The sequence below is a fragment of the Micromonospora sp. IBHARD004 genome (assembly GCF_052814115.1).
In genome coordinates this window covers 4,227,553-4,252,607 of sequence record NZ_CP199934.1, presented here as the reverse complement: position 1 = coordinate 4,252,607, position 25,055 = coordinate 4,227,553, and the positions used below count along the sequence as shown (strand labels likewise).

General features: G+C 74.6%; 27 protein-coding genes. 16 read left to right on the top strand and 11 right to left on the bottom strand.

Annotation, left to right across the window (positions count from 1 at the left end; genetic code table 11):
- Positions 1-222 precede the first annotated feature (222 nt).
- The 3 genes from ACTWO6_RS20790 (at position 223) to ACTWO6_RS20780 (ending at position 4,903) form a co-directional block, all read left to right on the top strand.
- Positions 223-3,189, top strand: coding sequence for an ATP-binding protein (locus tag ACTWO6_RS20790; RefSeq protein ID WP_446215487.1), 2,967 nt, complete (start codon positions 223-225; stop codon positions 3,187-3,189).
- Positions 3,190-3,298: 109 nt separating this feature from the next.
- Positions 3,299-4,069, top strand: a complete 771-nt coding sequence (locus tag ACTWO6_RS20785) for a DUF5995 family protein (protein ID WP_446215486.1) — start codon at positions 3,299-3,301, stop codon at positions 4,067-4,069.
- Between the two features lie 84 nt (positions 4,070-4,153).
- Positions 4,154-4,903 (top strand): phosphotransferase enzyme family protein, encoded by a 750-nt coding sequence (locus ACTWO6_RS20780; RefSeq protein WP_446215485.1) that lies wholly within the window; start codon positions 4,154-4,156, stop codon positions 4,901-4,903.
- Between the two features lie 4 nt (positions 4,904-4,907).
- Here the strand turns inward: ACTWO6_RS20780 and ACTWO6_RS20775 are convergent, their stop codons facing one another.
- Positions 4,908-5,066: a CGNR zinc finger domain-containing protein gene (locus ACTWO6_RS20775; RefSeq protein WP_446215484.1), complete on the bottom strand. Its 159-nt coding sequence runs from the start codon at positions 5,064-5,066 to the stop codon at positions 4,908-4,910.
- Between the two features lie 425 nt (positions 5,067-5,491).
- On the opposite strand from ACTWO6_RS20775, the gene ACTWO6_RS20770 reads away from it, so the two are divergent.
- Together ACTWO6_RS20770 and ACTWO6_RS20765 are read left to right on the top strand one after the other, a co-directional pair.
- Positions 5,492-5,932: a hypothetical protein gene (locus ACTWO6_RS20770; RefSeq protein ID WP_446215483.1), complete on the top strand. Its 441-nt coding sequence runs from the start codon at positions 5,492-5,494 to the stop codon at positions 5,930-5,932.
- Positions 5,933-6,080: 148 nt separating this feature from the next.
- Positions 6,081-8,180 carry an amino acid transporter gene (locus ACTWO6_RS20765; RefSeq protein ID WP_446215482.1) on the top strand — a complete coding sequence of 700 codons (2,100 nt, stop codon included), beginning with the start codon at positions 6,081-6,083 and terminating at the stop codon, positions 8,178-8,180.
- A 132-nt stretch (positions 8,181-8,312) separates the two neighbouring features.
- Here the strand turns inward: ACTWO6_RS20765 and ACTWO6_RS20760 are convergent, their stop codons facing one another.
- The 3 genes from ACTWO6_RS20760 to ACTWO6_RS20750 form a co-directional block, all read right to left on the bottom strand.
- Complete coding sequence (locus ACTWO6_RS20760) at positions 8,313-9,032, bottom strand: TIGR03557 family F420-dependent LLM class oxidoreductase (RefSeq protein ID WP_446215481.1); 720 nt, start codon at positions 9,030-9,032, stop codon at positions 8,313-8,315.
- A gap of 180 nt (positions 9,033-9,212) precedes the next feature.
- Complete coding sequence (locus ACTWO6_RS20755; RefSeq protein ID WP_446215480.1) at positions 9,213-9,419, bottom strand: hypothetical protein; 207 nt, start codon at positions 9,417-9,419, stop codon at positions 9,213-9,215.
- Between the two features lie 136 nt (positions 9,420-9,555).
- Complete coding sequence (locus tag ACTWO6_RS20750; protein WP_446215479.1) at positions 9,556-10,761, bottom strand: low temperature requirement protein A; 1,206 nt, start codon at positions 10,759-10,761, stop codon at positions 9,556-9,558.
- 172 nt (positions 10,762-10,933) lie between these two features.
- On the opposite strand from ACTWO6_RS20750, the gene ACTWO6_RS20745 reads away from it, so the two are divergent.
- Entirely contained in the window at positions 10,934-11,848 is a 915-nt protein-coding gene (locus ACTWO6_RS20745; RefSeq protein ID WP_446215478.1) for an aminoglycoside phosphotransferase family protein, read from the top strand.
- A gap of 50 nt (positions 11,849-11,898) precedes the next feature.
- Here the strand turns inward: ACTWO6_RS20745 and ACTWO6_RS20740 are convergent, their stop codons facing one another.
- The 3 genes from ACTWO6_RS20740 to ACTWO6_RS20730 form a co-directional block, all read right to left on the bottom strand.
- Positions 11,899-12,669, bottom strand: coding sequence for a hypothetical protein (locus ACTWO6_RS20740; protein ID WP_446215477.1), 771 nt, complete (start codon positions 12,667-12,669; stop codon positions 11,899-11,901).
- A gap of 179 nt (positions 12,670-12,848) precedes the next feature.
- Positions 12,849-13,196: a TcmI family type II polyketide cyclase gene (locus ACTWO6_RS20735; RefSeq protein ID WP_446215476.1), complete on the bottom strand. Its 348-nt coding sequence runs from the start codon at positions 13,194-13,196 to the stop codon at positions 12,849-12,851.
- Between the two features lie 82 nt (positions 13,197-13,278).
- On the bottom strand, positions 13,279-14,079 hold the full coding sequence (locus ACTWO6_RS20730; RefSeq protein ID WP_446215475.1) for an AfsR/SARP family transcriptional regulator: 801 nt from the start codon (positions 14,077-14,079) through the stop codon (positions 13,279-13,281).
- Between the two features lie 413 nt (positions 14,080-14,492).
- On the opposite strand from ACTWO6_RS20730, the gene ACTWO6_RS20725 reads away from it, so the two are divergent.
- From ACTWO6_RS20725 to ACTWO6_RS20690, 8 genes are read left to right on the top strand one after another with little or no spacing between them, the layout of a single operon-like run.
- The gene (locus ACTWO6_RS20725) at positions 14,493-14,825 is read left to right on the top strand and encodes a TcmI family type II polyketide cyclase (protein WP_446215474.1); all 333 of its coding nucleotides are present in this window, start codon (positions 14,493-14,495) and stop codon (positions 14,823-14,825) included.
- The gene (locus ACTWO6_RS20720; RefSeq protein WP_446215473.1) at positions 14,822-16,543 is read left to right on the top strand and encodes an acetyl-CoA carboxylase carboxyltransferase subunit alpha; all 1,722 of its coding nucleotides are present in this window, start codon (positions 14,822-14,824) and stop codon (positions 16,541-16,543) included. Before ACTWO6_RS20725 ends, ACTWO6_RS20720 begins: the two co-directional genes overlap by 4 nt.
- The gene (gene accB / locus ACTWO6_RS20715) at positions 16,540-17,013 is read left to right on the top strand and encodes an acetyl-CoA carboxylase biotin carboxyl carrier protein (protein ID WP_446215472.1); all 474 of its coding nucleotides are present in this window, start codon (positions 16,540-16,542) and stop codon (positions 17,011-17,013) included. Before ACTWO6_RS20720 ends, accB begins: the two co-directional genes overlap by 4 nt.
- A complete protein-coding gene (locus tag ACTWO6_RS20710; protein ID WP_446215471.1) occupies positions 17,013-18,455 on the top strand; it encodes an acetyl-CoA carboxylase biotin carboxylase subunit in 1,443 nt (480 codons plus the stop codon). The genes accB and ACTWO6_RS20710 overlap by 1 nt, the downstream gene beginning before the upstream one ends.
- Positions 18,452-19,162, top strand: a complete 711-nt coding sequence (locus ACTWO6_RS20705) for an SRPBCC family protein (RefSeq protein WP_446215470.1) — start codon at positions 18,452-18,454, stop codon at positions 19,160-19,162. Before ACTWO6_RS20710 ends, ACTWO6_RS20705 begins: the two co-directional genes overlap by 4 nt.
- On the top strand, positions 19,155-19,559 hold the full coding sequence (locus ACTWO6_RS20700; protein ID WP_446215469.1) for a cupin domain-containing protein: 405 nt from the start codon (positions 19,155-19,157) through the stop codon (positions 19,557-19,559). Before ACTWO6_RS20705 ends, ACTWO6_RS20700 begins: the two co-directional genes overlap by 8 nt.
- The gene (locus tag ACTWO6_RS20695; protein ID WP_446215468.1) at positions 19,556-20,824 is read left to right on the top strand and encodes a beta-ketoacyl-[acyl-carrier-protein] synthase family protein; all 1,269 of its coding nucleotides are present in this window, start codon (positions 19,556-19,558) and stop codon (positions 20,822-20,824) included. The genes ACTWO6_RS20700 and ACTWO6_RS20695 overlap by 4 nt, the downstream gene beginning before the upstream one ends.
- Positions 20,821-22,074, top strand: a complete 1,254-nt coding sequence (locus ACTWO6_RS20690; protein WP_446215467.1) for a beta-ketoacyl synthase N-terminal-like domain-containing protein — start codon at positions 20,821-20,823, stop codon at positions 22,072-22,074. Before ACTWO6_RS20695 ends, ACTWO6_RS20690 begins: the two co-directional genes overlap by 4 nt.
- Positions 22,075-22,106: 32 nt before the next feature.
- Here the strand turns inward: ACTWO6_RS20690 and ACTWO6_RS20685 are convergent, their stop codons facing one another.
- Complete coding sequence (locus tag ACTWO6_RS20685; protein ID WP_446215466.1) at positions 22,107-22,265, bottom strand: mycothiol transferase; 159 nt, start codon at positions 22,263-22,265, stop codon at positions 22,107-22,109.
- Positions 22,266-22,291: 26 nt separating this feature from the next.
- Between ACTWO6_RS20685 and ACTWO6_RS20680 the strand changes: the two genes are divergently transcribed.
- Together ACTWO6_RS20680 and ACTWO6_RS20675 are read left to right on the top strand one after the other, a co-directional pair.
- Entirely contained in the window at positions 22,292-22,687 is a 396-nt protein-coding gene (locus tag ACTWO6_RS20680) for a zinc ribbon domain-containing protein (protein ID WP_446215465.1), read from the top strand.
- 240 nt (positions 22,688-22,927) lie between these two features.
- Positions 22,928-23,404 carry an SLOG cluster 4 domain-containing protein gene (locus tag ACTWO6_RS20675; protein WP_446215464.1) on the top strand — a complete coding sequence of 159 codons (477 nt, stop codon included), beginning with the start codon at positions 22,928-22,930 and terminating at the stop codon, positions 23,402-23,404.
- Between the two features lie 7 nt (positions 23,405-23,411).
- Here ACTWO6_RS20675 and ACTWO6_RS20670 read toward each other — a convergent pair whose 3' ends face one another.
- Genes ACTWO6_RS20670 through ACTWO6_RS20660 form a run of 3 tightly spaced genes read right to left on the bottom strand, consistent with a single transcriptional unit; the run spans position 23,412 to position 25,023 of the window.
- Positions 23,412-24,053 (bottom strand): HAD family hydrolase, encoded by a 642-nt coding sequence (locus tag ACTWO6_RS20670; RefSeq protein WP_446215463.1) that lies wholly within the window; start codon positions 24,051-24,053, stop codon positions 23,412-23,414.
- 57 nt (positions 24,054-24,110) lie between these two features.
- Positions 24,111-24,503 (bottom strand): MmcQ/YjbR family DNA-binding protein, encoded by a 393-nt coding sequence (locus ACTWO6_RS20665; RefSeq protein ID WP_446215462.1) that lies wholly within the window; start codon positions 24,501-24,503, stop codon positions 24,111-24,113.
- A 52-nt stretch (positions 24,504-24,555) separates the two neighbouring features.
- Positions 24,556-25,023, bottom strand: a complete 468-nt coding sequence (locus ACTWO6_RS20660) for a nucleotidyltransferase domain-containing protein (protein ID WP_446215461.1) — start codon at positions 25,021-25,023, stop codon at positions 24,556-24,558.
- Positions 25,024-25,055 lie beyond the last annotated feature (32 nt).

The window sequence follows — 25,055 nt, the reverse complement described above, 5'->3', positions numbered from 1 at the left end:
TTCCGACGTCCCACCGTCGTGGACATTGGCATCGCACCCACCTTTCCCCCCGCTCCGGTGCCTGACGACCTTCGGAGACTTACACCACCGGGTTCTCGGGGGATCGGCAGAACGACGTATGTCGGCCACCCGCAACCTTTAGTCGCAATGTCGACGCGAGGAGTACCACAAGGGCACTGAGCCCGTAGAACGGTTCGGGAGTCTGTGATTAGGCTGCGAGCCATGGCCAGCGATGTGGACACCGCACCGCTCGTCGGCCGTGCCGACCAGCTCGCGGCGCTGCGGTCGGCGCTGCTCGACGACGTCGCGCAGGGGCACACCGCGGCGGTCTTCCTCACCGGCGAGAGCGGGGTGGGCAAGACCCGCCTGCTGGCTGAGGTCAGTGCCCGGCTGCGGGACGCGGGTGCCCTGGTGCTGACCGGCACCTGCCTCGACATCGGGGACGCCTCCCCGCTGCACCCGCTGCGACAGGCGCTGCGCCGCTTCGACACGGAGCTGACCGCCGCCCAGGCCCGCACCTCCTCGGCGGTGCGCGGCCTGCTGCAGGTGTTCGACGACGAGACCCCGGGGCCGGACGGCGCCGGCGCGCTGCTGGAGCGGGTCGCCCGCGGCCTGCACCTGGTGGCCGGCGGTCGCCCGCTGGTCATCGTGCTGGACGACCTCCAGTGGGTCGACCGGAGCACCCGTCAGCTCCTGCTCTACCTGCTCGCCGGCCTCGGTGACCTGCAACTGTCGGTGCTCGCCGCGATCCGGGCGGAGGCGCTGCAGGGCGCCCACCCGTTGCGCCGCGTCCTCACCGAGCTGCGCCGGCTGCGGTCGGTCCAGGTGGTCGACCTGGCGCCGCTGGACCGGGCGGACACCGACCGGCTGGCCGCGGCCGTCGTCGGCCGGCCGCTGGCCCCGGAGGCGGCCGAGCTGGTCTGGCAGCGCAGCGGCGGCAACCCGTTCGTGGCCGAGGAGCTCGCCCGGGACCTGCGCGAGGGCCGCGACGGGCTCTCCGACACCCTCCGGGAGATCTTCCTGGCCCGGGTCGACGCCCTGCCGCAGCACGCCCACGCGGTGGTGCACGCGGTCGCCGCCGGTGTCGAGCCGGTCGAACACTGGCTGCTGGCCCAGGTTGTCCGGCTGCCGGAGGAGGAGCTGATCGAGGCGGTCCGGGCCGCGGTGGCGCACCGGCTGCTGGTCGGCGACGACGAGGGCTACCGGCTGCGGCACCGGCTGGTCGCGGAGGTGCTGGCGCACGAGCTGCTGCCCGCCGAGCGGTCCGCCCTGCACCGGCGCTACGCCGAGGCGCTGACCTCGGCCACGGCCGAGCTGCACCAGGCCCGGCTGGCGCACCACTGGCGGCTGGCCGGCGAGCCGGCCCGCGCGTTGCCGGCCGCGATGGCCGCCGCCCGGGAGGCCGAACGGCTGCACGGTTACGCCGAGGCGCACCGGCACTGGTCGGCGGCGCTGCAGCTGGCCGACGCGCCGGCCGCCGTTCCGCCGGACCCGGGCCGGGCCACCCCGGTCGAGGTCGACCGCGCCGAGCTGCTGGAACACGCCGCCGAGGCGGCGCACCACTGCGGCGAGCACGCCCGGGCGCTGGCCCTGCTGGAGGAGCTGGCCCGGGATCCGGCCGGCCCGCCGGCCTGCGCCCTGCACATCCGGCGGGCCCGCTACCTGGCCGCCGCCGGCCGGTCCGCGCCGGCGGAGGCGGAGTACCGCGGGGCGCTCGAGGCCGCCGACTGCACCGCGCGGGAGCGGGCCACGGCCGCCGCCCACCTGGCCGAGCTGCTGCTGCACCTCGGCCGGTACGCGGAGGCCGGCGTGCAGGCCCGGGAGGCGTTGCAGCTCGCCGCCGCGGTCGAGGGCTCCACCTCGGAGGTGGTGCTGGCCAGCGCCGCGCTCGGCTTCAGCGACGCCTTCCTGGAGGATCCCGACGCGGGGCTGGCGGTGATGCGGGAGGCGGTGGAGATCGCCGAGCGGTCCGGCCGGCCGGAGGACGTCGCCTGCGCGTACCTGCACCTGGCGGAGCTGCTGACCGGCCCGCTGAACATCCTCGAGGAGGGCGTGGTGGTGGCCCGCCGGGGCGCGGAGCGGGTCGCCGAGCTGGGGCTGGGCCGCACCTGGGAGACCCGGCTGCTGGCCATCGCCACCAACGGCCTGTTCCGGGTGGGGCAGTGGTCGGAGGCGGAGAAGGTGGTCGCCGCGGCGCTGCGGCACCGCCCGTCCGGCGCGGACGCGGTCGAGCTGCTGCTGGCCCGCTGCCGGCTCTCCGTCGGGTACGGCGACATCGAGGCGTCCGACCGGGACCTGGAGGCGGTGGCCACCGTGCTGGCCGGCGGCGGCGCCCGGCACGTGCTGCCGATGCTGATCCTGCGCGCCGGGCTGGCGATGTGGCAGGGGCGGCACGACCTGGCCCGGCAGGCCGTCCAACGTGGCCTGACCGAGAGCCGCTCCGACGACGTCATCGTGCTGGCCACGCTGGCCTGGCACGGCCTGCGGGCGGAGGCGGAGGCGCACGCCAGCCGCACCATCGCGGTGGACGAGACGGCGGTCCGCCGGCTGCGCGAGGTGGTCGACCGGGTGGCCCGCAAGAGCGAGCACGCCGGCCGCCCGGTGCGCTACATCGTCGACGGCTTCCTCGCGCTCTGCGCGGCGGAGCTGAGCCGGCTCGACGGCCGGGGCGACCCGGAGTTGTGGGCCCGGTCGGCGGTCGAGTGGGACCGCCGGAACCACCCGTACCCGGCGGCTTACTCTCGGCTGCGGCAGGCCGAGGCGCTGCTGGCCCGGCGCAGCCGGGTGGCGACCGCCGGCAAGCTGCTGCGCCAGGCGTACCAGGTGGCGCAGGGCCTCGGCGCGTTGCCGTTGAGCTCGGAGATCCGTATCTTGGCCGGCCGGGCCCGGGTGACGCTGGAGGAGCGCCCGGCGCCCGCCGGTGGCCCGCCGGTGCCGGCCCCCCGCCGGCCCGCCGCGGCGCCGCCCGCCGAGTCGACGGTCGACGAGCTGGCCGTGCTGACCGCCCGGGAACGGGAGGTGCTTGCCGCGGTCGCCGAGGGGCTGACCAACAAGGAGATCGGCCAGCGGCTGTTCATCAGCGAGCGGACCATCGGGGTGCACGTCTCGCACATCTTCGACAAGCTCCAGGTGCGGACCCGGGTTCAGGCGAGCGCGATCCTCCTGCGCAACCGCGGCGAACAGTCGTAGGACCGGCCACCCGACATACGTCGTTCTACTGATTCCGCCGACCGGCGGGGCTGGAAGGCTGTCCCACGTCACCGGCGGCACGGGGGTGATCGGCCACAGTGGAGGAGAGATGACCGAACCGGTCTGGGGTCCAGTGCACCAGGACATCGTCGGGCTGCTCGCCGACCACCCGGCCGACGTGCCGGCGGTCGTCGACCACCTGACGAAGCTGCAGGACATGCTGGTCCGGCTGCCGCCGTTGGAGGCGAGCTGTCCCCTCGCGGACTTCAACAAGCTCTACCTGACCATCACCACCAGCGTGCTGGACGGCCTCTACGACGACCGCTTCGCCGACCCGGCCTTCCTGGCCCGGCTGGACGTCGAGTTCGCCGCGCGCTACTTCGACGCGCTGCGGTTCTGGACGGAGTCCAGCCCGAGCACGCCGAAGGCCTGGGCCTGTCTGTTCCAGCGGCTGCGCGGCCCGGACGCGCGGCCGTTGCCGTCGGCGGCGGCCGGGGTGAACGCGCACATCAACTTCGACCTGCCGTTCGCGCTGGTGACCACCCTGGAGAGCCTGGAGTCCGAGCCAATCGACGACAGCGACCAGCACCACGACTACCTGGAGATCAACAAGATCTTCGCCGAGCGGATCCCCGAGCTGCGCCGGGGCTACCTGGACCACTGGCAGCTCATGATCGACATGGTGAACGGCGACATCGACGACTGGTACCAGGGCGAACTGGTGGAGTACACCCGGAACGTCGCCTGGCGCAACGCGCAGAAGATCTGGCGCTGCCGGCACGATCCGGAGGCCCGCGAGTGTGAGCGGACGCGGTTGGACGACAACGCCGCGCTGCTCGGCCGGCTGCTGCTCTCGCCCCTCGGGGCGTTCCTGCAGTAGCCGCGACGGGGGGTCCCCGCGTTCCGCCGTCGCGGTGGGACGCGGGGACGTCGTCGTCCGAGGGCCCGGTGCGAGGATGGGCGGATGACGGGGGTCGAGCTGTCGCTGAGGGGCAACGTCACCGCGGGGGTGGTCCGCGTCGGGGACACCGTCCGGCGGCCGGTCGGCCCGTGGACCGAGAGCGTCGACGCGCTGCTGCACCACCTGCACGAGGTCGGCTTCCCCGGCGCGCCGCGGCCGCTCGGCCGGGACGCCCGGGGCCGCCAGGTGCTGGAGTACGTCCCGGGGGAGCCCGGCGACCCCGCCGGCACGTACGCCCCGGCCGAGCTGGCGTCGATCGGGGCCCTCCTGGCCGAGCTGCACCGCGCCACGGCCGGTTTCGTGCCCCCGGCGGCGGCGGTGTGGCAGCGGGTCATCCCGCCCGACGGCGAGGAGCTGGTCTGCCACCACGACGCGGCGCCGTGGAACCTGGTCCGCTCGCCGCGCGGCTGGGTGCTGATCGACTGGGACTCCGCCGGGCCGGGCACCCGGCTGTGGGAGCTGGCGTACGCGGCGCAGAGCATGGCCGGGATGCGGCCGGACCGGCCCGTGCGGGAGTCGGCGCGGCGACTGCGGGTCTTCGTGGACGGTTACGGCCTGGCCGGGGCGGACCGTCCGGCGCTGGCCGGGCTGCTGGGCCGGCGCGCCCGGGCGATGTGCGACCTGCTCCAGCGGGGCGCCCGGGACGGCGTCCAGCCCTGGGCGCGCATCCACGCCGAGGACGGCGCCTACTGGCGGGACACCGCCGCCTACCTCGACGCGCACGTGGCGGCCTGGACCGCCGCCCTCACCTGACGGGTCAGGGCCGCCGGATCCGGCTGCGGTACGCCACCGCGGCGGCCCGGTTGTTGCACAGCTCGCAGCAGTACCGCTGCCGGCCGGCCCGGGTCCGGTCGAGGTACGGGGCCCGGCAGGGATCGGCCGCGCAGACCCCGAACCGGTCGGCGCCGCCGGCCACCGCGGCCCGGGCGAGCGCCCCGGTGACCAGGGCGGCGAACGGCCCGACCGGGCCGGCGTGCGGCAGCGGCGTCAGCCGCAGCGTGCCGTCGGGCGCTCGGCGCCGGGGCGTACCTGCAGTTCGCGGCCGAGGACCGGTTCGTCGGCCCGGAGACCCGGGCGGCCTTCGCCGCCGCCGCGCCCGGGGCCCGGGTGTCGCTCTACCCCCACGAGGAGCACGACCTGGGCGGTACGCGGGTCCGCGACGACCGGGTCGCCTGGCTCACCGACCGGCTCGCGCTGGTCGGCTGAGCCGGGGTGCGGGGCCGGCCGGCCCGGGGGGTGTCGGCCGGCCCCGCGTCGCGCTGTCGTCCGGTCGGCCGCGGTCGGCCGGGGGAGCGGGCGGTGGGACGGTGTCGTCCGTCGCGCACCGGGTACGCCCGGTCCATGGCGAGCAGCGAACCGGGTCGACCCCCGACCGAACCGATCGGCGGACCGCGACGCCAGTTCGGGTTCCGCTTCGACCCGCCGTTCCGGCTGCCCCTCGCCCTGCTCGGGGTCCGGCCCGGGACCGCCGTCGTCGAGGTGGACGCCGAGACGCTGACGGTCCGGTTCGGTCCGTGGCGGCTGCGGACCGACCGGCGCAACGTCACCGGGGTGGAGCCCAGCGGGCCGTACCGCTGGTGGCGGGCGGTGGGGCCGCGCCTCTCGCTGGCCGACCGTGGCGTCGCCTTCGGCACCGGCACCACGGCGGGCGTCTGCGTCCGCTTCGCCAGCCCGGTCCCCGCCCTCGCGCCCGGCCGGTGGCTGCGCCACCCGGCGGTGACGGTGACCGTCGCCGACCCCGACGGGCTGCTTCGCGCCCTGCGCACCCCGGTGGCCGGCTGACCGGCGGGCGCCGCCCCCGGCCGTACGATCCCTCGCGCCCTGGTGATCTTCCCGGCTTGCCGGGTTCGACGGGTGACGCCGTGGGTACCGCCGACGGGTGACGCCGTGGGTACCGCCTACGGTCGGGTCAGGGCCTGAAGGGGTGCAGATGTCGGACGGGCAACGCGGGGCGCAGCCCCGGCGTACGCGGGGGCGGCGCGACCAGGCGCGGTCAGGCCGCGCGCCGCGCGCGGGACGCGAGCCGGAGCGCGGCGAGCGGGTCGGTCGTGGGCCGCTGGGCGTCCCGGAGTGCGTGGAGACCCCGGTCCGGCCGGCCGAGCCGGCCAGCCGACTGAGCCGGTGGCTGTTCCAGCACCGGGTGCAGCCGGTCGGCCCGGAGGCCCGGGAGCCGGAGGCGAAGGCGCACCCCTGGTGGCAGGTGATGTGCCTGACCGGCGTGGACTACTTCTCCACCCTCTCCTACCTGCCCGGCATCGCCGCGTTGGCGGCCGGTGCGCTCTCCCCGCTGGCCACCCTGCTGATCGTGGCGCTGACCCTGTTCGGGATGCTGCCGATGTACCGGCGGGTGGCCCGGGAGAGCCCGCACGGGCAGGGCTCGGTGGCCATGCTGGAGCGGCTGCTGCCGTTCTGGCGGGGCAAGGTCTTCGTGCTGGTGCTGCTCGGCTTCGTGGCCACCTCGTGGATCATCACGATCACGCTCTCCGCCGCCGACGCCACCGTGCACCTGCTGGAGAACCCGATCCTGCCGGCGTCCTTCCCGCACGGCGCCACGGCCGCGGTCGCGGTGACCGTGGTGCTGCTGCTCATCCTCGGCGGCGTCTTCCTGATGGGTTTCAGCGAGGCGGTGCAGGTCGCCATCCCGCTGGTGGCGGTCTTCCTCGGGCTCAACGCGGTGATCGTGGTCGTCGGTCTGGCCGAGGTGGCCGCCGACCCGGCGGTGCTCAGCGGCTGGACCGGCGCCCTCACCGCCCGGGGCACCGGCCTGGGCGACCTGGTCGGGCCGGCCGTGCTGGCGTTCCCGCTGCTGGTGCTGGGGCTCTCCGGCTTCGAGACCGGGGTCAGCATGATGCCGCTGGTCAAGGGCGAAGGCGCCGACCCGCGGCAGCGGCTGGAGGCCCGGATCCGGAACACCCGCAAGCTGCTCACCACCGCGGCGCTGATCATGTCGGTCTACCTGATCGCGACCACCTTCGTCACCACCGTGCTGATCCCGGCGGAGGAGTTCCAGCCCGGCGGCGCGGCCAACGGGCGGGCGCTGGCGTTCCTGGCCCACGAGCACCTGGGCGAGGCGTTCGGCACCGTCTACGACATCAGCAGCGTGCTGATCCTCTGGTTCGCCGGCGCCTCGGCGATGGCCGGACTGATCAACATCGTGCCCCGCTACCTGCCCTCCTACGGCATGGCGCCGGAGTGGGCCCGGGCGGTCCGGCCCGTGGTCCTCGTCTACACGCTGATCAGCATCGCCATCACCGTCGCGTTCCGGGCCGACGTCGACGCCCAGGCCGGCGCGTACGCGACCGGGATCCTGGCGATGATGGTCTCCGGCGCGATCGCGGTGACCATCTCCGCGTACCGGGCGCGGCACCCGTTCGCCGGGGCCGGCTTCACGGTGCTGACCCTGGTGCTGCTCTACGCCCTCACCGAGAACGTGATCGAGAAGCCGGACGGCATCACCATCTCCGGCATGTTCATCGCCGGCATCGTCGCCGTCTCGCTGATCTCGCGGGTCACCCGGACCACCGAGCTGCGGGCCGAGCGGATCGAGTTCGACGAGGCTGCCCGGCGGTTCATCGCCGACTCGCTGACCCACGACGGCCGGCTGCACCTGATCGCCAACAAGCGGCAGAGCGGCTCGGTGAAGGAGTACCGGGTCAAGGAGCGGACGCAGCGCGCGATGAACCCCGTGCCCGGCGCGGCCGACGTGCTCTTCCTCGAGATCGACGTGGTCGACCCGTCCGAGTTCAGCCAGGTGCTGCGGGTGCACGGGGTGGAGGTCGACGGGTACCGGGTGCTGCGGGCCGGCAGTCCGGCCGCGCCGAACGCGATCGCGGCGATCTTGCTGGCGCTGCGCGACGGCACCGGGGTCCGCCCGCACGCCCACTTCGAGTGGTCGGAGGGGAACCCGATCGCGCACCTGCTGCGCTACCTGATCCTCGGCCGCGGCGACACCCCGCCGGTGGTCCGGGAGATCATCCGCAAGTCCGAGCCCGACCCCATCCGCCGTCCCGGCATCCACGTCGGCGGCTGAGGCCGCGCCGGGCCGCCGGCCTCCACCGCGGTCCGGCCGCCCCGCCGGTACGCGCACCCCGGAGCCCGCCGGGCTGCGCCCGGCTACCGCGCAAGGGCCGCCGGGCCCGCAGCCGGGCTCGGCCGGGTGGGCTCAGCCGAGCGCGCGCAGCCGGGCGTTGAGGTCGCCGGCGAAGAAGTCGAGGAAGCCGTCCGGGTCGGGGCCGGCGTTCTGCATGACGATGTGGTCGTAGCCCGCCTCGACGTAGGGGCGCGCCTTCGCGACGTGCACCTCCGGGTCCGGGCCGACGGAGAACTGCTGGCGGACGTGGTGGTCCTCCACCCAGGAGGTGGCCGCGTCGAAGTTGACCGGGTTGGGCAGCTCGCTCATCACCTTCCACCCGGTGATCGCCCACCGGCTGGTCTCCCGGGCCGCGCGGACCGCCTGCTCCTCGTCCGTGGCCCAGGCGATCGACACCTCCGCGTAGCGCGGGCCCTGACCGCCGGCCTCCCGGTAGTGGTCCACGATCGACGACTTCGGCTCGGTGGCGAAGAGGCCGCCGCCCAGCTCGGCGGCCATCGCGGCCGAGGCCCGGCCGCCGGCCGCCACCGCGATCACCGGCAACGTCTCCGGCAGGTCGAAGACCCGGGCGTCCTCCAGCTGGAGGTGCTTCCCCTCGTACGACTGGTAGCCGCCCTGCCAGAGCAGCCGGATGATCTCCAGCGCCTCGCGCAGCCGTTCGTGCCGTCCGCGTACGCTCGGGAAGCCCTGTCCGACCACGTGCTCGAAGCCGGCCTGTTCGGCGCGGACCGCCTGGCGGATGAGTTCATGCGGTCCGAATGCCTCCGAGGCCAGCTTGTAGCCGATCTGCATCGCCGGATCTCCCGTTCCGTCCGCGGGGGATCCTGGCGGTTCCCGGCAGGCCGGTCGGCAAACTCCGACGAAGAGCCCAGCCTCCTAGGACGCGCTACGGATGGTGACCCGACCGACCCGGGGCACGGAACGGCCCGCGCCTCGGGGGAGCGGGCGCGGGCCGGAGGAGCGGGGGGTTGGTTACTTGGACGGCTCGGGGAGCTTGCAGTCCACCTTGGGGTTGGCGCCGATGTAGTTCAGCGGGCCGGCCACGATGGTGACCAGGATGGTGCCCGCCTCCGCGCAGTTGGTCTCGTCGTTGCTGTAGTAGCCGCGCTGACCGGCCGCGATCGCGCCGATGATCAGCCAGATCACGACCAGGACTCCGAGTATCGAGGTGCCGCGCATGGGTTGCCTCCACGGGGGTTGTGGTGGATTCGAGGTGCAGAACCTGTACCCAATCCCGGCGAACGGCTAACGGTGGCGGGGAGCGGTCGGACGGCCGTTTACGACCATGCCGGCGCATTCGCCCCAGTAGGTCGGCTCAGTGCGGCGGTTTCGGTTCCTCCGGGGGGTGGCCCCGGCTGCGCAGGTAGTCGGCGACGGCCACCCCGGCGAGCACCAGCATGGCCCCGGTCGCGGCGACCAGCGGCGGCGTGAAGAGCACGCCCGGGGCGATGGTGAGCAGCGCCAGCAGGCCGCCGGGACGGGACAGCGAGACCCTGCTGAACACCTCGTATTCGAAGAACGCCCGGCCCACCAGGAACAGCGCCGGCCCGCCCAGGATGACCGCCATCCAGGCGGGCGGCGTCCGTCCGGTCGGCTCGTGCAGCACCAGGTCGAAGCCGGCCGCGGTGGTCACCACCCCGGTCACCATCAGCAGATGGGTGTACGGGGCGGTGTTCAGGAAGCGGCTCGGCTGCTTCGAGGCGGAGATGGCGTGCGGCAGCAGCGCCCCCGACTTGTGCACGTAGATCCGCCACAGCAGCAGGGTGGTGACGAAGGCGACCGCGAAGGCGCCGATGTTCTCCGCCTCCGAGTGGTAGAGGCTGAACACGGTGCCGATGGTCAGGATGGCGTCGCCCAGGGCGATGATGAAGAACTGCTGGTAGCGCTCGGACAGGTGCTCGGCGGTGACGTTGCGCTGGGCGTCCGGCACCGCGCCGAGGCCGGGCACCGGGTAGGCGAGCCGGAAGCCGAGGTAGTCGATGGCCAGCGCCAGCGCCCAGAGTGCCTCCCGGGCCCGGTCGTGGACGAGCCCGCCCGCGATCCAGGGCACGGCGGAGATGGCGAACCAGATGAAGATCCGCGCCGCCCGCCGCTGGGTCTGCCGGTGGTGCCGGACCGTCGGCATGAGGAACAGGCCGCGACCGAGATGGATCGCCACGTACGTAGCGGCGAATACCAGCCCTCGGCTGCCGAACGCCTCCGGGATGGCGGTGGTCATCAGCAGCGCCCCGAACATCACCGCGGTGACCAACAGCTTGATCTCGGTGCGCTCGGGGTCGTACACGTCGGTGACCAGGGTGGTGATCGCCCAGGTCCACCAGAGCGCCATCAGGATGAGCAGGGCTTGCAGGGCGCGTTCCCAGTTGAGATCGACGACCATGCCGCGCGAGACGAGCGCCAGCGCGACGACGTAGACCAGGTCGAAGAAGAGCTCCAGCAGCGTCACCCGGCGGGGTGACTCCGGGTCGCGTACCGGGGGCCGGTCCCGTTTCCCGGGCTGGTCCGGCGTGGCGACGGGCACGGGCTGCTCCTGCGGTACGGGATCGGCGCGGCGGGCCGGTGGACCTCACCGACGGTAGCGACGACCACTGGGCAGTGTGTCCGGTTTTGGCCTATCGATCCGGTTCGGCCGAGGGACCGTCGCGGCCGGAAACCAGTTGCGAGGGACCAGGCGCCCGGGAACGCTGACCGGGATGAGGCCGCAGGACGACAGCCCGCCGCCCCGGGTTCCGCCGATCGACGTGGCGCTGGTGCGCCGGCTGATCGCCACGCAGTTCCCGCGCTGGGCCGACCTTCCGGTCCGACCGGTCGCGGTCGGTGGCTGGGACAACCGCACCTTCCACCTCGGCGACGCGATGACCGTGCGGCTGCCCAGCGCCGTGGGGTACGTGCCGCAGGTCGACAAGGAGCACCGCTGGCTGCCGGTCCTCGCGCCGCGGCTGCCGCTGACCGTGCCGACCCCGGTGGCCCGGGGCGAGCCCGGCGAGGGCTATCCGTTCCCCTGGTCGGTCCACCGCTGGATCGACGGGGAGACCGCGCGCGTCGACCGGATCGGCGACCTCAACGGGTTCGCCCGTACGCTGGCCGGCTTCCTGGCCGCCCTGCACCGGCCCGAGCCCGCGGCCGGTCCGCCGGCCGGGGCGCACAGTAGCTTCCGGGGCGCGTCGCTGATGACGTACGACGCGGAGACCCGGCGGGCGATCGAGGCGCTCGGCGACCGGATCCCGGTCGGCACGGTCACCGAGATCTGGGCGACCGCCCTGCGCTTTACCTGGTCCGGCCCGCCGGTCTGGTTCCACGGTGACGTCGCGTGGGGCAACCTGCTGGTGCGGGAGGGGCGGCTGGCGGCCGTCATCGACTTCGGCTGCTGCGGGGTGGGCGACCCGGCCTGCGACCTGGCGGTCGCCTGGACGCTGCTGTCCGGCGCGAGCCGGTCGGCGTTCCGCGCCGCGCTCGCCGTCGACGACGGGACGTGGGCCCGCGGGCGGGGTTGGGTGCTGTGGAAGGCCCTGATCACGCTCGACAATCCGGACCCGGTGCGCGCGGCGGAGGCGCGCCACATGCTCGACGCGGTCTGCACCGAGTACGCGGAGTCCGTCGCCCGGTGACCCCGGGCCGGTGGCGACGACGGATCGTCACCACCGGCCCGGGACGGTACTCAGGCGTTCTCGCCGGTCCCGGCCGGGAGCGCCCGGTCGGCCTCGGCGCCGGCGCCGGCCAGCACCCGCGCCTGCTGCGGCCAGGTGGGCAGGCTGGCGGCGGCGCGCAGGCCGGCGGCGCGGATGGTCTCCCGCAGCGCCGCCTCGTCCAGGTCGCCGAGCTGACGGTAGGTGCGGATCCCGGCGGTCTGCAGGGCGGCGGCCAGCTTCGGCCCGATGCCCTGGATCCGCCGGAAGTCGTCCGCGGTCTCCGCCGGGGCGGTGCCGTTCGTCGCCACGGCGGCGGCCGGCTCCGGCTGGGTCGGCGTGGTCACGGCGTCCGACGTGAAGCCGTCCTCCGCGGCGGCCCGGGGCGCCGGGACGACGGCGGACTCCTCGACCGGCTCGCTGGCCACGGGTGCGGTCTCGACCTCGGCCGGCGCGGCCTCGGTGGCCTCGGTCCGCTCGGTGTCGACCTCGGTCGACGGCAGGGTGCTGGCGTTGGCGGCCAGGGTGGCGGCGGCCGGGGGAGCGTCGTACTCGGCCGCGGCCGGCTCCTCGGTGACCGCGGCGGGCGGGGGGACGTCGTCCACGACGGCCGCCGGCCGCTCGTGGTCGACGGTGGCGGTGGCCGGGGCGCTGACCTCGGCGGCTGGCGCCACCGGGTCACCCTCCACGATGGGCGCCGTCGGGCTGGCGGCCGCCTGGCGACCGCGCAGCACCCACCCGCCCGCGAGGCCCACCAGCAGGGCCAGGATCAGGATCAGCCATTGCCCGAAAGTCGACGGCACGGCAAACCTCCCTCTTATGTACGTGAACGACAGTCGTGAGAAAAACCGGGGGCAGCTTCGCACACGTACGTCGTGGACGACAGGGAGGTGGGCGGCTTGCGTCCCTGCTGGGACACGCCGTGCCGGCGGGTGGTGACGGGATGACCGAGCGTGTGCCGTGCGGGTCCGGGACGCCGGTCTCAGCACACCGGGTCGGACGCCGGCGCGGCGGCGGCGTCCCAGGTGTAGAAGCAGCCGGCGATGGCGTCCCGGGGGGAGCCCCAGGTGGGCAGGTACGGCGACGTGTGCGCGGAGAGTCGCTCGTTGACCTGCCGGTAGAGCGGGTGGTTGCGCAAGCCGGCCACCACGTCCGGGTCGACGTCCACGGTCTCCATCAGGTGCACGCACAGGTCGTGCAGGCAGTACAGCGACCGGTGCCGGACACCGGTGAGGCCGGGCAGCTCCGTCGCGTCGGACTCGGCGAAGATCTGCGCGACCCGCCCCTCCGCTCCCGGGACGATCCGGCTGACGATCAGCAGACGACTCATCGGGGACCCCTCTCGCCGGTGGTGCCCCTGATCCAGCCCGAGGACGTCGGACACCGTTCCGGGCCACCATGCCCGGCCGCTGTCACCTCCCCGTCACGCGGGGAAAGCGGCCGGTGACGCCGGGGCGGGGCGAGGGCGGGCGGGTGGCGTGCCGGATCGGGGCGAGGGTGTCGTCGAGCAGCGCGCACATCGCCGGGGAGGGCTCCAGGTGCAGCTCCCGCAGCAGCAGGTCGCGGTAGACGTAGAAGGCGTGCACCGCCTCGAAGGCGTTCCCCTCCGCCAGGTGGATCCGGACGACCAGGCGGTGCGGGGTCTCGCGGAGCGGCTCGGCGGCCATCGCCTCCAGCGCCGCCTCCAGCGCCTCGCCGTGCCGGCCCGCCGCGAGGTGGTTGCCGGCCAGCTGTTCGAGCATGTGCAGCCGGAGCTGGCGCAGCCGTTCGCGTTCCAGCAGGACCCAGTCGTCGTACCAGCCGGGGAGGAGGTCGTGGCGGCCGGCGACGCGGACGGCGTCGGGCACCTCCCCGTCGCGGACCCGGGCCGCTACGTCGACCAGCTCGTCGGTGTCGAGGTGGACGGTCGGGTCGAGCCGGACGGTGTCCCCGTTGGTCAGCAGCGGACAGCACGGGTCCTGGCGCAGCCGCCACAGCGCGGTACGCAGTGACGACAGCGCCCGCTCCTCGGACGTCTCCGGCCAGAGCAGTCCGGCCAGGTGGCTGCGGGTCGCGGCCGGTCGCAGGCCGATCAGCGCGATGACCCGTTGCAGTCCCCGGGGCACCACCACCGGCGCGTCGTCGTGCAGCAGCCGGAAACCGCCGAGCAGCTGCAACGACACCCGCGGCGCGGGTCCGGCGCCGGCCATCGGCACTGTGGAATGACCGGTCACCGGCGCACCCCCGCCCCCGGGATTCTCGTCCCGACCGTCCTTGGTTGCCCCGGTGCGCGGCTGCCCCGCGACGCCGGTGTCGGAACGGCTCGCGGCGGCGGCGTCGGATGTCGGCGCCGTCCGGGCTGACCAAGACGGAGATTATCAATCACGATTACACTGGGTCAACCTATTCGTCGTTAATGTGACCGTCCCGTACGGTCGGTAACAGCGGTCCTGAACTGCGAATATTTATCGCTATGTGACGGGTGCCGTGAGTGGGCGCATAGCCTACGCACAGTTTCCGTCAACGCAGCGTCACGACCTGTCTACGCGGGACGGCGGCAGTGCGTGACGCCGCGGTGACGTCCAAAGCGGGATCGTGTCGGCAGTCGTCCGGCCGCACCGGAACCTGCCCGAGGGGGAGACGCCTCATGGACCGCTCGCTCATCGTCGCGAAGGTGGTGCCCACCGCCGAGGACCAGGTCGCCGAGATCTTCGCCGAGTCCGACGCGACGGAGCTGCCGCGCCTGGTCGGCGTCCGGCACCGCTCGCTGTACCGGCTGCACGACCTCTACGTCCACCTGATGGAGACGGAGCTGCCGGGCGAGGGGGCGGTGGAGGACGCCCGCGGGCATCCCGAGTTCGTCCGGGTCAGCGCGCGGTTGCGGCCGTTCATCTCGCCGTACCTGCCGGACTGGCGGTCGCCCCGGGACGCGATCGCCCACTGCTTCTACCGGTACGACGCCCCCGGACGGCGGCCGTGACCACCACCGCGCCGCACGACGAGCAGCTCTGGTCCCGCTGCGCCGGCTGCGCCTCGCTGCTGTACCGCAAACGGCTGCGCCGCAACCTCGACGTCTGCCCGGAGTGCGGCACGCACTCCCGACTGGACGCCCCGGCGCGGGTGGCGCAGCTGGTCGACCCGGACTCGTTCGCCGCCCTGCCCGACCGGGCGGTGGAGGTGGACCCGATCGGTTTCGTCGACGTGCTGCCGTACCCGCACCGGCTGACCGCCGCCCGGGCCGGCACCGGGCTGGACGAGGCGGTGGTCTGCGGCACCGCCGCCGTCGGCGGGCACCGGATCGCGCTGGCGGTGATGGACTTCCGCTTCCTCGGCGGCAGCCTCGGCTGCGCGGTCGGCGAGCTGATCACCCGGACCGCCGAGCGGGCCCTCGCGGACGAGGTGCCCCTGGTGCTGGTCACCGCCTCCGGCGGGGCCCGGATGCAGGAGGGCGCGCTGTCGCTGATGCAGATGGCCACGGTCAGCCAGGCCGTCGCCGGGCTGCGCGAGGCGGGGCTGCTCACCGTCAGCGTGATCACCGATCCGACGTACGGCGGGGTGGCGGCCTCGTTCGCGACCAACACCGACGTGGTGCTCGCGGAGAGCGGCGCGCGGATGGGCTTCGCCGGGCCGCGGGTGATCCGGCAGGTCACCGGCGCCGCGCTGCCGGAGGGCTTCCAGACGGCCGACTTCCTGCTGCGGCACGGGCAGGTCGACATGGTGGTGCCCCGGCACGCGCTGCGGGGGCGGCTGACCGCGCTGCTCGCCGCCGCCCGGGAGGGCCGCGGGATCCGTCGATGCCCGCCCGTACCCCGGCAGGAGCCGGCGCCGCGACCATCGGCGCCGGCCGGCGGGCCGTCGCCGGAGGCGGCGGACGGCTCCGGGCGGGACGCCTGGGAGACGGTGCGCACGGCCCGCAACCCGGGCCGGCCCACCACCCTGGACTACCTGGAGAGCGCCTTCGACGGCTTCGTCGAGCTGCACGGCGACCGGCTCGGCGCGGACTGCCCGGCGATCGTCGGCGGGCTGGCCCGGCTCGACGGCCGGCCGGTGATGGTGATCGGCCACCAGAAGGGACACACCACCGGCGAGCTGGTGGCCCGCAACTTCGGCATGGCCAGCCCGGCCGGGCACCGCAAGGCGCTGCGGCTGATGCGCCTGGCCGCCCGGCTCGGCCTGCCCGTGGTGACCCTGGTGGACACCCCGGGGGCGGACCCGGGGGTGGGCGCGGAGGAGCAGGGCCAGGCGGCGGCGATCGCCGAGAACATCCTGGCGCTCTGCGTGCTGCCCACCCCGGTCGTCGCGGTGGTCACCGGGGAGGGCGGCAGCGGCGGCGCGCTGGCGCTGGCCGTCGCCGACCGGGTGCTGATGCTCGAACACGCCGTCTACTCGGTGATCAGCCCGGAGGGCTGTGCCGCGATCCTCTGGCCGGACAGCTCCGCCGCGCCGCAGGCCGCCCGCGCGCTCCGGCTCACCGCGCCGGACCTGTGCCGGCTCGGCGTGGTCGACGAGGTGGTGCCCGAGCCGTCGCCCGCCGCCGACCACGACCCGGCGGGCGCCGCCGAACTGCTGGCCCGGGCGGTGGCGGTGAACCTCGCCCCGCTGCTCGACGTGCCACCGGCCACCCTGGTCCGCCGCCGGCGGCAACGCTTCCGCCGGTTCGGCGCGGCCCGCGCCGGAGCTCCGGCGGTGCGGCGATGAATGTTCCCCAGAGCCCGGACGCGGCCCTCGACGGCCTGCGCCGGCACGCCCGCCGGCTCGTCGCCGAGCTGGCCGGCCCGGTGCGCCGGGTCCGGCTGCGCAGCGGCGAGACCGTCCTCGAGGTGGAGTGGCACGTCCCGGCCCAGGCCGCGCCCGGGGCCGGGCCCGCACCCGAGCCCGCGCCGTCCGCCGGACCGCCGTCGCCCGAGCCCGGCCGGCTCGCCGTGCGGGCGCCCGTCGTCGGCACCTTCTACCGGGCCCCGGAACCCGGCGCGGCGCCCTTCGTCGCCGTCGGCGACCTGATCCGTCCCGGCCAGGTGATCGGCATCGTCGAGGCGATGAAGCTGATGAACGAGGTGACCGCCGACCAGGCCGGGCGGGTGGTCGAGGTGCTCGTGGACGACGGCCAGCCGGTCGAGTACGACCAGCCGCTGATCGTCCTGGAGCCGGCCGGGCAGCGGGGTGGCTGATGTTCGAGAAGGTGCTGATCGCCAACCGGGGCGAGATCGCGCTCCGGGTGCTGCGGGCCTGCCGGGAACTGGGCGTGCGCACGGTGGTGGTGCACTCCAGCGCCGACGCCGACTCGCTGCCGGTGCGGCTGGCCGACGAGACCGTCCGGATCGGACCGGCGCCGAGCCGGCAGAGCTACCTCAACGCGGCGGCGATCGTCGAGGCGGCCCGGCAGACCGGCGCGCAGGCCGTCCACCCCGGCTACGGCTTCCTCTCCGAGGACGCCGACTTCGCCGAGATCTGCGCGGAGAACGGCCTCGTCTTCGTCGGGCCGCCGCCGCAGGTGATGTCCGCGCTGGCCGACAAGTCCACCGCGCGGGCGCTGATGAGCCGGGCCGGGCTGCCGCTGCCGCCGGGCAGCGTACGGACCCTGCCGACCGTCGCCGAGGCCCTCGACGTGGCCGCCGAGGTGGGGTACCCGGTGATCGTGAAGGCCGCCGCCGGCGGTGGCGGACGCGGGATGACCGTGGTCCGCTCCGCCGCCGCGCTGCCCCGGGCGTACGGCCGCACCCGGGCCGCCGCCCAGGTCGCGTTCGGCGACGACCGGGTGTACGTCGAGCGGTACCTGACCGACGCCCGGCACGTCGAGGTGCAGGTGCTCTGCGACGGCCACGGCAGCGGGGTGCACCTGGGCACCCGGGACTGCTCGGTGCAGCGCCGGCACCAGAAGCTGGTCGAGGAGGCGCCCGCCCCGGCGCTCTCCGCGGCCACCCTGGACACCCTGGCGGAGACCGCGCTGCGCGGCGCCCTCTCGGTCGGCTTCACCGGCGCGGGCACCGTGGAGTTCCTCGTCGACGAGGCGGAGCGGTGCCACTTCCTGGAGATCAACTGCCGGATCCAGGTGGAGCACCTGGTCACCGAGATGGTCACCGGCATCGACCTGGTCCACGAGCAGCTGCACATCGCCGCCGGGGTGCCGCTGCGCTGGCGGCAGGAGGAGATCCGGCTGCACGGGGTGTCGGTCGAGTGCCGGGTCAACGTGGAGGACCCGGACCACGACTTCGCACCCACGCCGGGGCGGCTGGACCGGTTCCGGCCGCCGGGTGGGCCGTTCACCCGGGTCGACACCCACGGCCACGCCGGGTACCTGGTCAGCCCGCACTACGACTCGCTGCTGGCCAAGGTGGCGGTCTGGGCGCCGGACCGGCCGTCCGCCCTGGACCGGCTGGAACGCGCGCTCGGCGAGTTCGACGTCGCCGGCCCCGGCGTGCGGACCACCATCCCCTTCATCCGGCGGGTGCTCGACGACGCCGCCTTCCGCAAGGCCCGCCACACCACCGGCCTGGTCGACCGGCTGCTCGCCGACCGCGCCCCGACCGGTGCCCCCGTACCGGCGCGGGCCGTACCCGCCGCGGCCACCGTCGCCAACCCGCCCGGCACATCCGTCAGGAGGACCCGATGACCGTCGCCCCCGACCGAACGCTCACCACGGAGATCACCGACATCCTGGTCACGCACTGCGGCCTGGACGCCGAGACCGCCGCCCGCAGCCCCGCCGCCAGCCTGGAGGAGCTGGGCATGGACTCGCTGGCCCTGCTCGAACTCTCCGCGGTCGTCGCCGACCGGTGGCGGGTGCGCATCCCGGAACAGGCCGGCCAGCTCAGCATCGCGGGCGTTGCCGACCTGGTGGCCCGCCGGGCCGACCAGGCCGGGCACACCGAGAACAGCGTGGTCATCGACGCGCCGCTGCCGCTGGTCTGGCGGGTCACCAACGACGTCGCCCGGTGGACCGAGCTGTTCACCGAGTACGCCGTGGTGGAGATCCTGGAACAGACCGGCGACACCGTCCGGTTCCGGCTCACCATGCACCCCGACGAGAACGGGATCTCCTGGAGCTGGGTCAGCGAACGCACCGCCCACCCGGCGACCCGGCAGGTACGGGCGCACCGGGTGGAGACCGGCCCGTTCGAGTACATGCGCATCCACTGGCGCTACGACGAGGTCCCCGACGGCACCCGGATGACCTGGGTGCAGGACTTCGCGATGAGGCCCACCGCGCCGGTCGACAACGCCGGGATGGCCGAACGGATCAACGCCAACAGCCGGGTCCAGCTCGCCGTCATCAAGGAGCGCATCGAGCGGCTGCACCAGGGGGGCGACGATGAGTGAGACCGTCATCGGCGTCATCGCCGCCCGCGACGTCGCCGCCGACCGGCGGCGCGGCGGGGAACTGCGGGTGCTGCTCGGGCCCAAGACCGTCGGCAGCACCTCCGGCTTCATGGGGGTGGCCGCGCTCGCGCCGGGGGAGCGGATCGCCGAGCACTACCACCCCTACAGCGAGGAGTTCCTGTACGTCGCGCGCGGCGCCATCACCGTGGACCTCGACGACGAACCGGTGCCGCTGGCGTCCGGGGAGGCGCTGTTCGTGCCGCGACTCGTGCGGCACCGGCTACGCAACACCGGCGACGAGCCCGCCGAGGTGGTCTTCCACCTCGGCCCACTCGCGCCCCGCCCGGAGCTCGGCCACGTCGACACCGAGGTCGCGCCGCAGCGGGGCCCGTCGTGACCGGCCGGCGCACCGTCGTCACCGGCATCGGGGTGGTCGCCCCGGGCGGCGCCACCCGGGACCGGTTCTGGAAGGCCATCACCGAGGGGCGCACGGCGACCCGGCGGATCACCTTCTTCGACCCGGCGCCGTTCCGCTCCCGGATCGCCGCCGAGTGCGACTTCGACCCCGACGCCGCCGGGATCACCCTGGCCGAGCGGCGGCGCGCCGACCGGTACGTGCAGTTCGCCCTGGCCTGCTCGGCGGAGGCGCTCGCCGACAGCGGCCTGGACCTCACCGACGCCGAGCGGGAGCGCGCCGGGGTGGTGCTCGGCACCGCCGTCGGCGGGACCATGGCGCTGGAGAAGGAGTACGTCCGGGTCAGCGACAGCGGCCGGCACTGGCTGGTCGACCACACCCTCGGGGGGCCGTACCTCTACCAGGCGCTGGTCCCGAGCAGCCTGGCCGCCGACGTGGCCTGCCGGCACGGCCTGCACGGCCCGGCCCAGGTGGTCTCCACCGGCTGCACCTCCGGCATCGACGCCATCGGCTACGCGCACCAGCTCATCGCCGACGGCGAGGCCGACGTGGTGCTGGCCGGGGCCACCGACTCGCCCATCTCGCCGGTCACCGTCGCCTCGTTCGACGCCATCGGGGCGACCAGCCCGGACAACGACGACCCGGAGCACGCCTCCCGCCCGTTCGACGCCGACCGGCACGGTTTCGTCCTGGCCGAGGGCGCCGCGGTGCTGGTGCTGGAGGAGGCCGGGCACGCGCGCCGCCGGGGCGCGCACGTCTACTGCGAGGTGGCCGGATACGCGAGCCGCAGCAACGGTTTCCACATGACCGGGCTGCGCCCCGACGGGGTGGAGATGGCCGTCGCCATCGGTGACGCGCTGCGGCAGGCCAGGCTCGTTCCGCGCGACGTGTCGTACATCAGCGCGCACGGCTCCGGCACCCGGCAGAACGACCGGCACGAGACCGCGGCGTTCAAGCGGGCGCTCGGCCCGGCCGCGTACCGGGTGCCGATCAGCTCGATCAAGTCGATGGTGGGGCACTCGCTCGGCGCTATCGGCTCGATCGAGATGGCCGCCTGCGCCCTGGCCATCGAGTACGGCGTGGTGCCGCCCACGGCGAACTGGACCACCCGCGACCCGGAGTGCGACCTGGACTACGTGCCCAACGAGGCCCGCGAGCTGCCGGTGGACGTGGCGCTCTCGGTCGGCAGCGGCTTCGGCGGCTTCCAGTCCGCGATGGTCCTCCGCCGGCTGGCGGCAACGGCATGACCGCGCGGGCGGTGGTGACCGGGATCGGGGTGGTGGCGCCGAGCGGCGTCGGCGCCGACGCGCACTGGGCGACCGTGCTCGCCGGCACCCGGCGCATCGGGCCGATCACCCTCTTCGACCCGACCGGCTACCCCACCCGGGTCGGCGGGGAGGTGCCCCACTTCGACGCCGCCGGGTACGCCGACGGCCGGCAGCGGGTGCAGACCGACCGGTGGACGCATCTCGGGTTCGCCGCCACCCGGCTGGCGCTGGCCGACGCCGGCCTGCCCGAGCAGGCCCCCGACCCGTACGGCTGGGCGGTCACCCTGGCCAGCTCGTCCGGGGGGAACCTGTTCGGGCAGCGGGAGCTGCAACGGCTCTGGGGCGGGCCGACCCGGACGGTGGGGGCGTACCAGTCGATCGCCTGGTTCTACGCGGCCAGCGTCGGGCAGCTCTCCATCCACCACCAGTTCAAGGGGCCGTGCGGGGTGCTGGTCGCCGAGTCCGCCGGCGGGCTGGACAGCCTCGCCCACGCCGTCCGGACCATCCGTCGGGGCACCCCGGTGGTGATCGCCGGGGCGACCGAGTGCCCGCTGAGCCCGTACGCGCTGGCCTGCCAGCTCCGCTCCGGCCTGCTCAGCGACGTGGCCGACCCGGAGCGGGCGTACCGGCCGTTCGACGTGGGGGCCGCCGGGTACGTACCCGCCGAGGGCGGCGCGGTCTTCGTGGTGGAGGAACTGAGGCACGCGCTGTCCCGGGGCGCCCAGATCTACGGCGAGGTGACCGGTTGGGCCGCCACCCACGACGCCGCCCCCACGGACCCGGAGGCCGGCCCCGACCCGACGCACTACGCCCGGGCGTTGCGGCTGGCCCTGGACCGAGCCGGCGTCCGGCCGCACGACGTGGACGTGGTCTGGCCGGACGCGCTCGGCGTGCCCGCCCACGACCGGGCCGAGGCGGCCGCGCTGCGCGCCGTGTTCGGCTTCCGGAACCCGCAGGTGACCACGCAGAAGCCGCTGACCGGCCGGGCCCACCAGGGCGGATCCGCCCTGGACGCGGCGACCGCGCTGCTCGCCTTCCGGCACGACCTGCTGCCCGCCTCCGCCGGCCCCGAGCAGCCCGCGGAGGGCTGCGAGCTGAACTTCCTGCGGGCGCCCCGCCGGCCGCGCAGCCGCATCGCGCTGGTCGGCGCACGCGGCTTCGACGGTTTCAACAGCGCGTTGGTGCTGCGTGGCGCCGCGCCGCCACCACCGACGGCAGAGGGGATCTGACCGGGCCGCGGGCCCGCCTGATCCTCGCGTGGTCAGTGCCCGGTGGCGCCGTCGATCGCCTCGCGGATGACGTCCGCGTGGCCGTTGTGCCGGGCGGTCTCCTCGATCATGTGGACCAGGATCGAGCGCAGGTTGACCGGCGCGCCCCAGCTCGTGCGGACCACGTCGGCCAGGCTTCCGGCGGCCACCACGGTCCGCGCCTGGGCAGGTCGGGGTCGTGGCCCCGCAGAAGCTCGGCGCTCTCTCGCACGGAGGCGTGGCCGGGATGGTCCGCAACCGTAAGCTGGCCAGGGCTCTGATCGACGCCGCCCCGGCGACCCTGCGCCGGCACCTTGGCTACAAGACCGGTTGGTACGGCAGCGTGTTGTACGTCGCCGACCGGTGGTACCCCAGCTCCAAAACCTGTTCAGGCTGTCAGACGGTGAAACCCAAGCTGTCGCTGGCCGAACGCACCTTCAACTGCACCACGTGCGGACTGTCCCTGCACCGGGACGTCAACGCCGCACGTAATCTTGCCGGCCTAGTTCGGCACGTCGACCTGGAGTTGCTGGGCGACACAAAAGCAGGACGTGGAGCCTACGTAAGACCCGTAAGACCTGCACCCGCAGGCTAGGCAGCAGGCCGTGAAGCGTCAAGACCGGTTCATCCGGTCAACGCCGCCCGGCAACGGACGGCTGCCAATCGTGAGTCACGTTTACTCACTGAACGGTAACGGTCACTCGCTTCCGTCAACGTCGATGGCATGCCGGAACGGCATCCGCCCCTGTCCGGTCCGGCCAGTGTGCGAAGACGTTGCCACCTGGCGTCCGTCCAGGGCGTGGGCGGCGATAACCTCGGCGGCGGAGGTGGGGCGGTGAGATTCCAGGTGGCGGTGTGCGGGCCGGCGGAGGCGACGGAGACGGAGCTGACCCACGCCCGACGGGTGGGGGAGCTGCTGGCCGAGCGGGATGTCACCGTCCTCTGCGGAGGCGGCGGTGGGGTGATGGCCGCGGTCGCCGCCGGCGCCCGCTCCCGCAACGGCCTGGTCATCGCCGTACGCCCCGACGACGGCGCCGATCCCGGCCCGGCCGACGTGTCCGCGTCCGTGGTGACGAACATGGGGCAGGCGCGCAACGCGATCCTGGTGTGGAGCGCGGACGCGGTGATCGCCGTCGGCGGCTCCTGGGGAACGCTCAGCGAGGTGGCCCTGGCCATGCGTCGGGGCGCCGTCCCGGTCGTGCTTCTCGGCGGCTGGCGGATCCTCGGTCCCACCGGCGAGCCGGTGCCCGGGCCGCGGCCCGTCGACACCCCGGAGCAGGCGGTGCAGACGGTGCTCCCGCCCGGGCCGTGACCCGAGCTCAGCCGAACAGCGACAGCAGATCACCAGGGTGGCCGGCGGTACGGTCCGCCGGCTCACCCGGGTCGTACTGATGGCCCCAGCCGGCGGCCACCGCCAGCGCGCCGCCGCGTCGCGCCGCCCGCAGGTCGAGCGGCGAGTCACCGACGTACGCGGTTCGCGTGGGATGGACGCCGAGCAGCCGGCAGGCCAGCTCGACACCGTCGGGCTCGGGTTTGGGTCGCGCGACCTCGTCCCCGCCGACGACGACCTGGAAATGCCCGAGCAGACCGACCCGGTCGAGCAGAATCTCGGCCGCCCGGTGGCTGGCGCCGGTGAAAAGACCGACCGCCCGCCGTCCGGCGATGCCGGCGAGCAGGTCGGCCACCCCGGGATAGACGGTGACCTGCGTCGCGAGGGCGGTCAGGTGGGCGTGGTAGCGGGCGAGTTCCCGGTCGGTGGCCGGCCGCCCCAGCAGGTGCGTCAGCAGCGCGGCCGGTGGCCCGAGCGGGTACCCGGCGATGATCTCGGCGTCGGAGAGCACCGGCCCTCCGCCGTCCACGATGGTGGCGCGGTAGGCCGCGGGCACCACCGCGTGGGATTCGATCAGCGTGCCGTCCATGTCGAAGACGATCGCGTCCACCTGCTCGTGTGCCGCCCGCATGGGCAGATGCTATGGCAGCCCGGCGGATCCCGTCGGACCCGGACGGCGGGGGAGACCTCAGCCCGCCGTCGTCCTGAGCTGGGCGGCGAGGCGCTTCGGGGCGCGCGCGTACCAGGCCTCGGTGATCAGCTCGGTCAGCTCCTCGACACCGATCCGGTCGAGCCGGACGAGCACCGCCGGGTACCCGTCGAAGTGCGGCGTGGTGAAGTAGACCGCCGGATCGTCGGCGAGCAGCGCCTCCTTGGCGCCCAGGTCGGGCACCCGCGCGCCGAGGATCGGCCCGTCGGGCGCGGCGTCGCCCAGCGCCGCCAGGTCACCGCGGCGCAGCGGTCGTTCCCAGACGAAGAGCTTGTCCCGGACCCGCCACGCGGGCAGGTCGTCGTGCGAGCCGCGCTCGGTGGTCTCCGGCAGGGCGAGCGCGATGCGTCGTACGTCGTCCCAGGTCGCCATGGCCCGACCGTACCCCCGCCCACCGACACCTCGGGCCGGCCGGGCAGGGTGGTTAGTGCCCGCGCAGCAGGGCGATGTCGTGGTGGTCGACCTCCCGCGGCGGGTAGCCCTCCCGGAAGCGGAGCTGCTGGTCCACCGACAGGCAGGGCACCGGGCGGCCGTCGATGACGCCCTCGGCGAAGCCATCCGCGGCGTACGCGAACGTCGCGCCGTCCAGTCCAGACTGGACCCCGCTGCCGTCCGGGCGGAACGCCACCGGGTGGATGTCGACCTTCCGGCCGTCCGGCGCGGTCAGCTCGGCCCGGACCGGCAGCCAGTCCACGGTGGTCACGAAGCCGAGCCGGCCGAGCAGCGCGAGCAGCTCCGCCTGCCGGCTCGCGTCGATCGCCAGGTCGAGGTCGGCGTGCGGCCGGGTCTGCCGGCCCACCACCGCGTCCGTCGCCCAGCCGCCGGCCACCCAGACCCGCAGGCCGTGCGCGGCGAACTCGGCCAACAGCGCGGTCACCTGGTCCCCGTTCATCCGGCGATCTTGGCAGAATGGCCCTTTGCCGG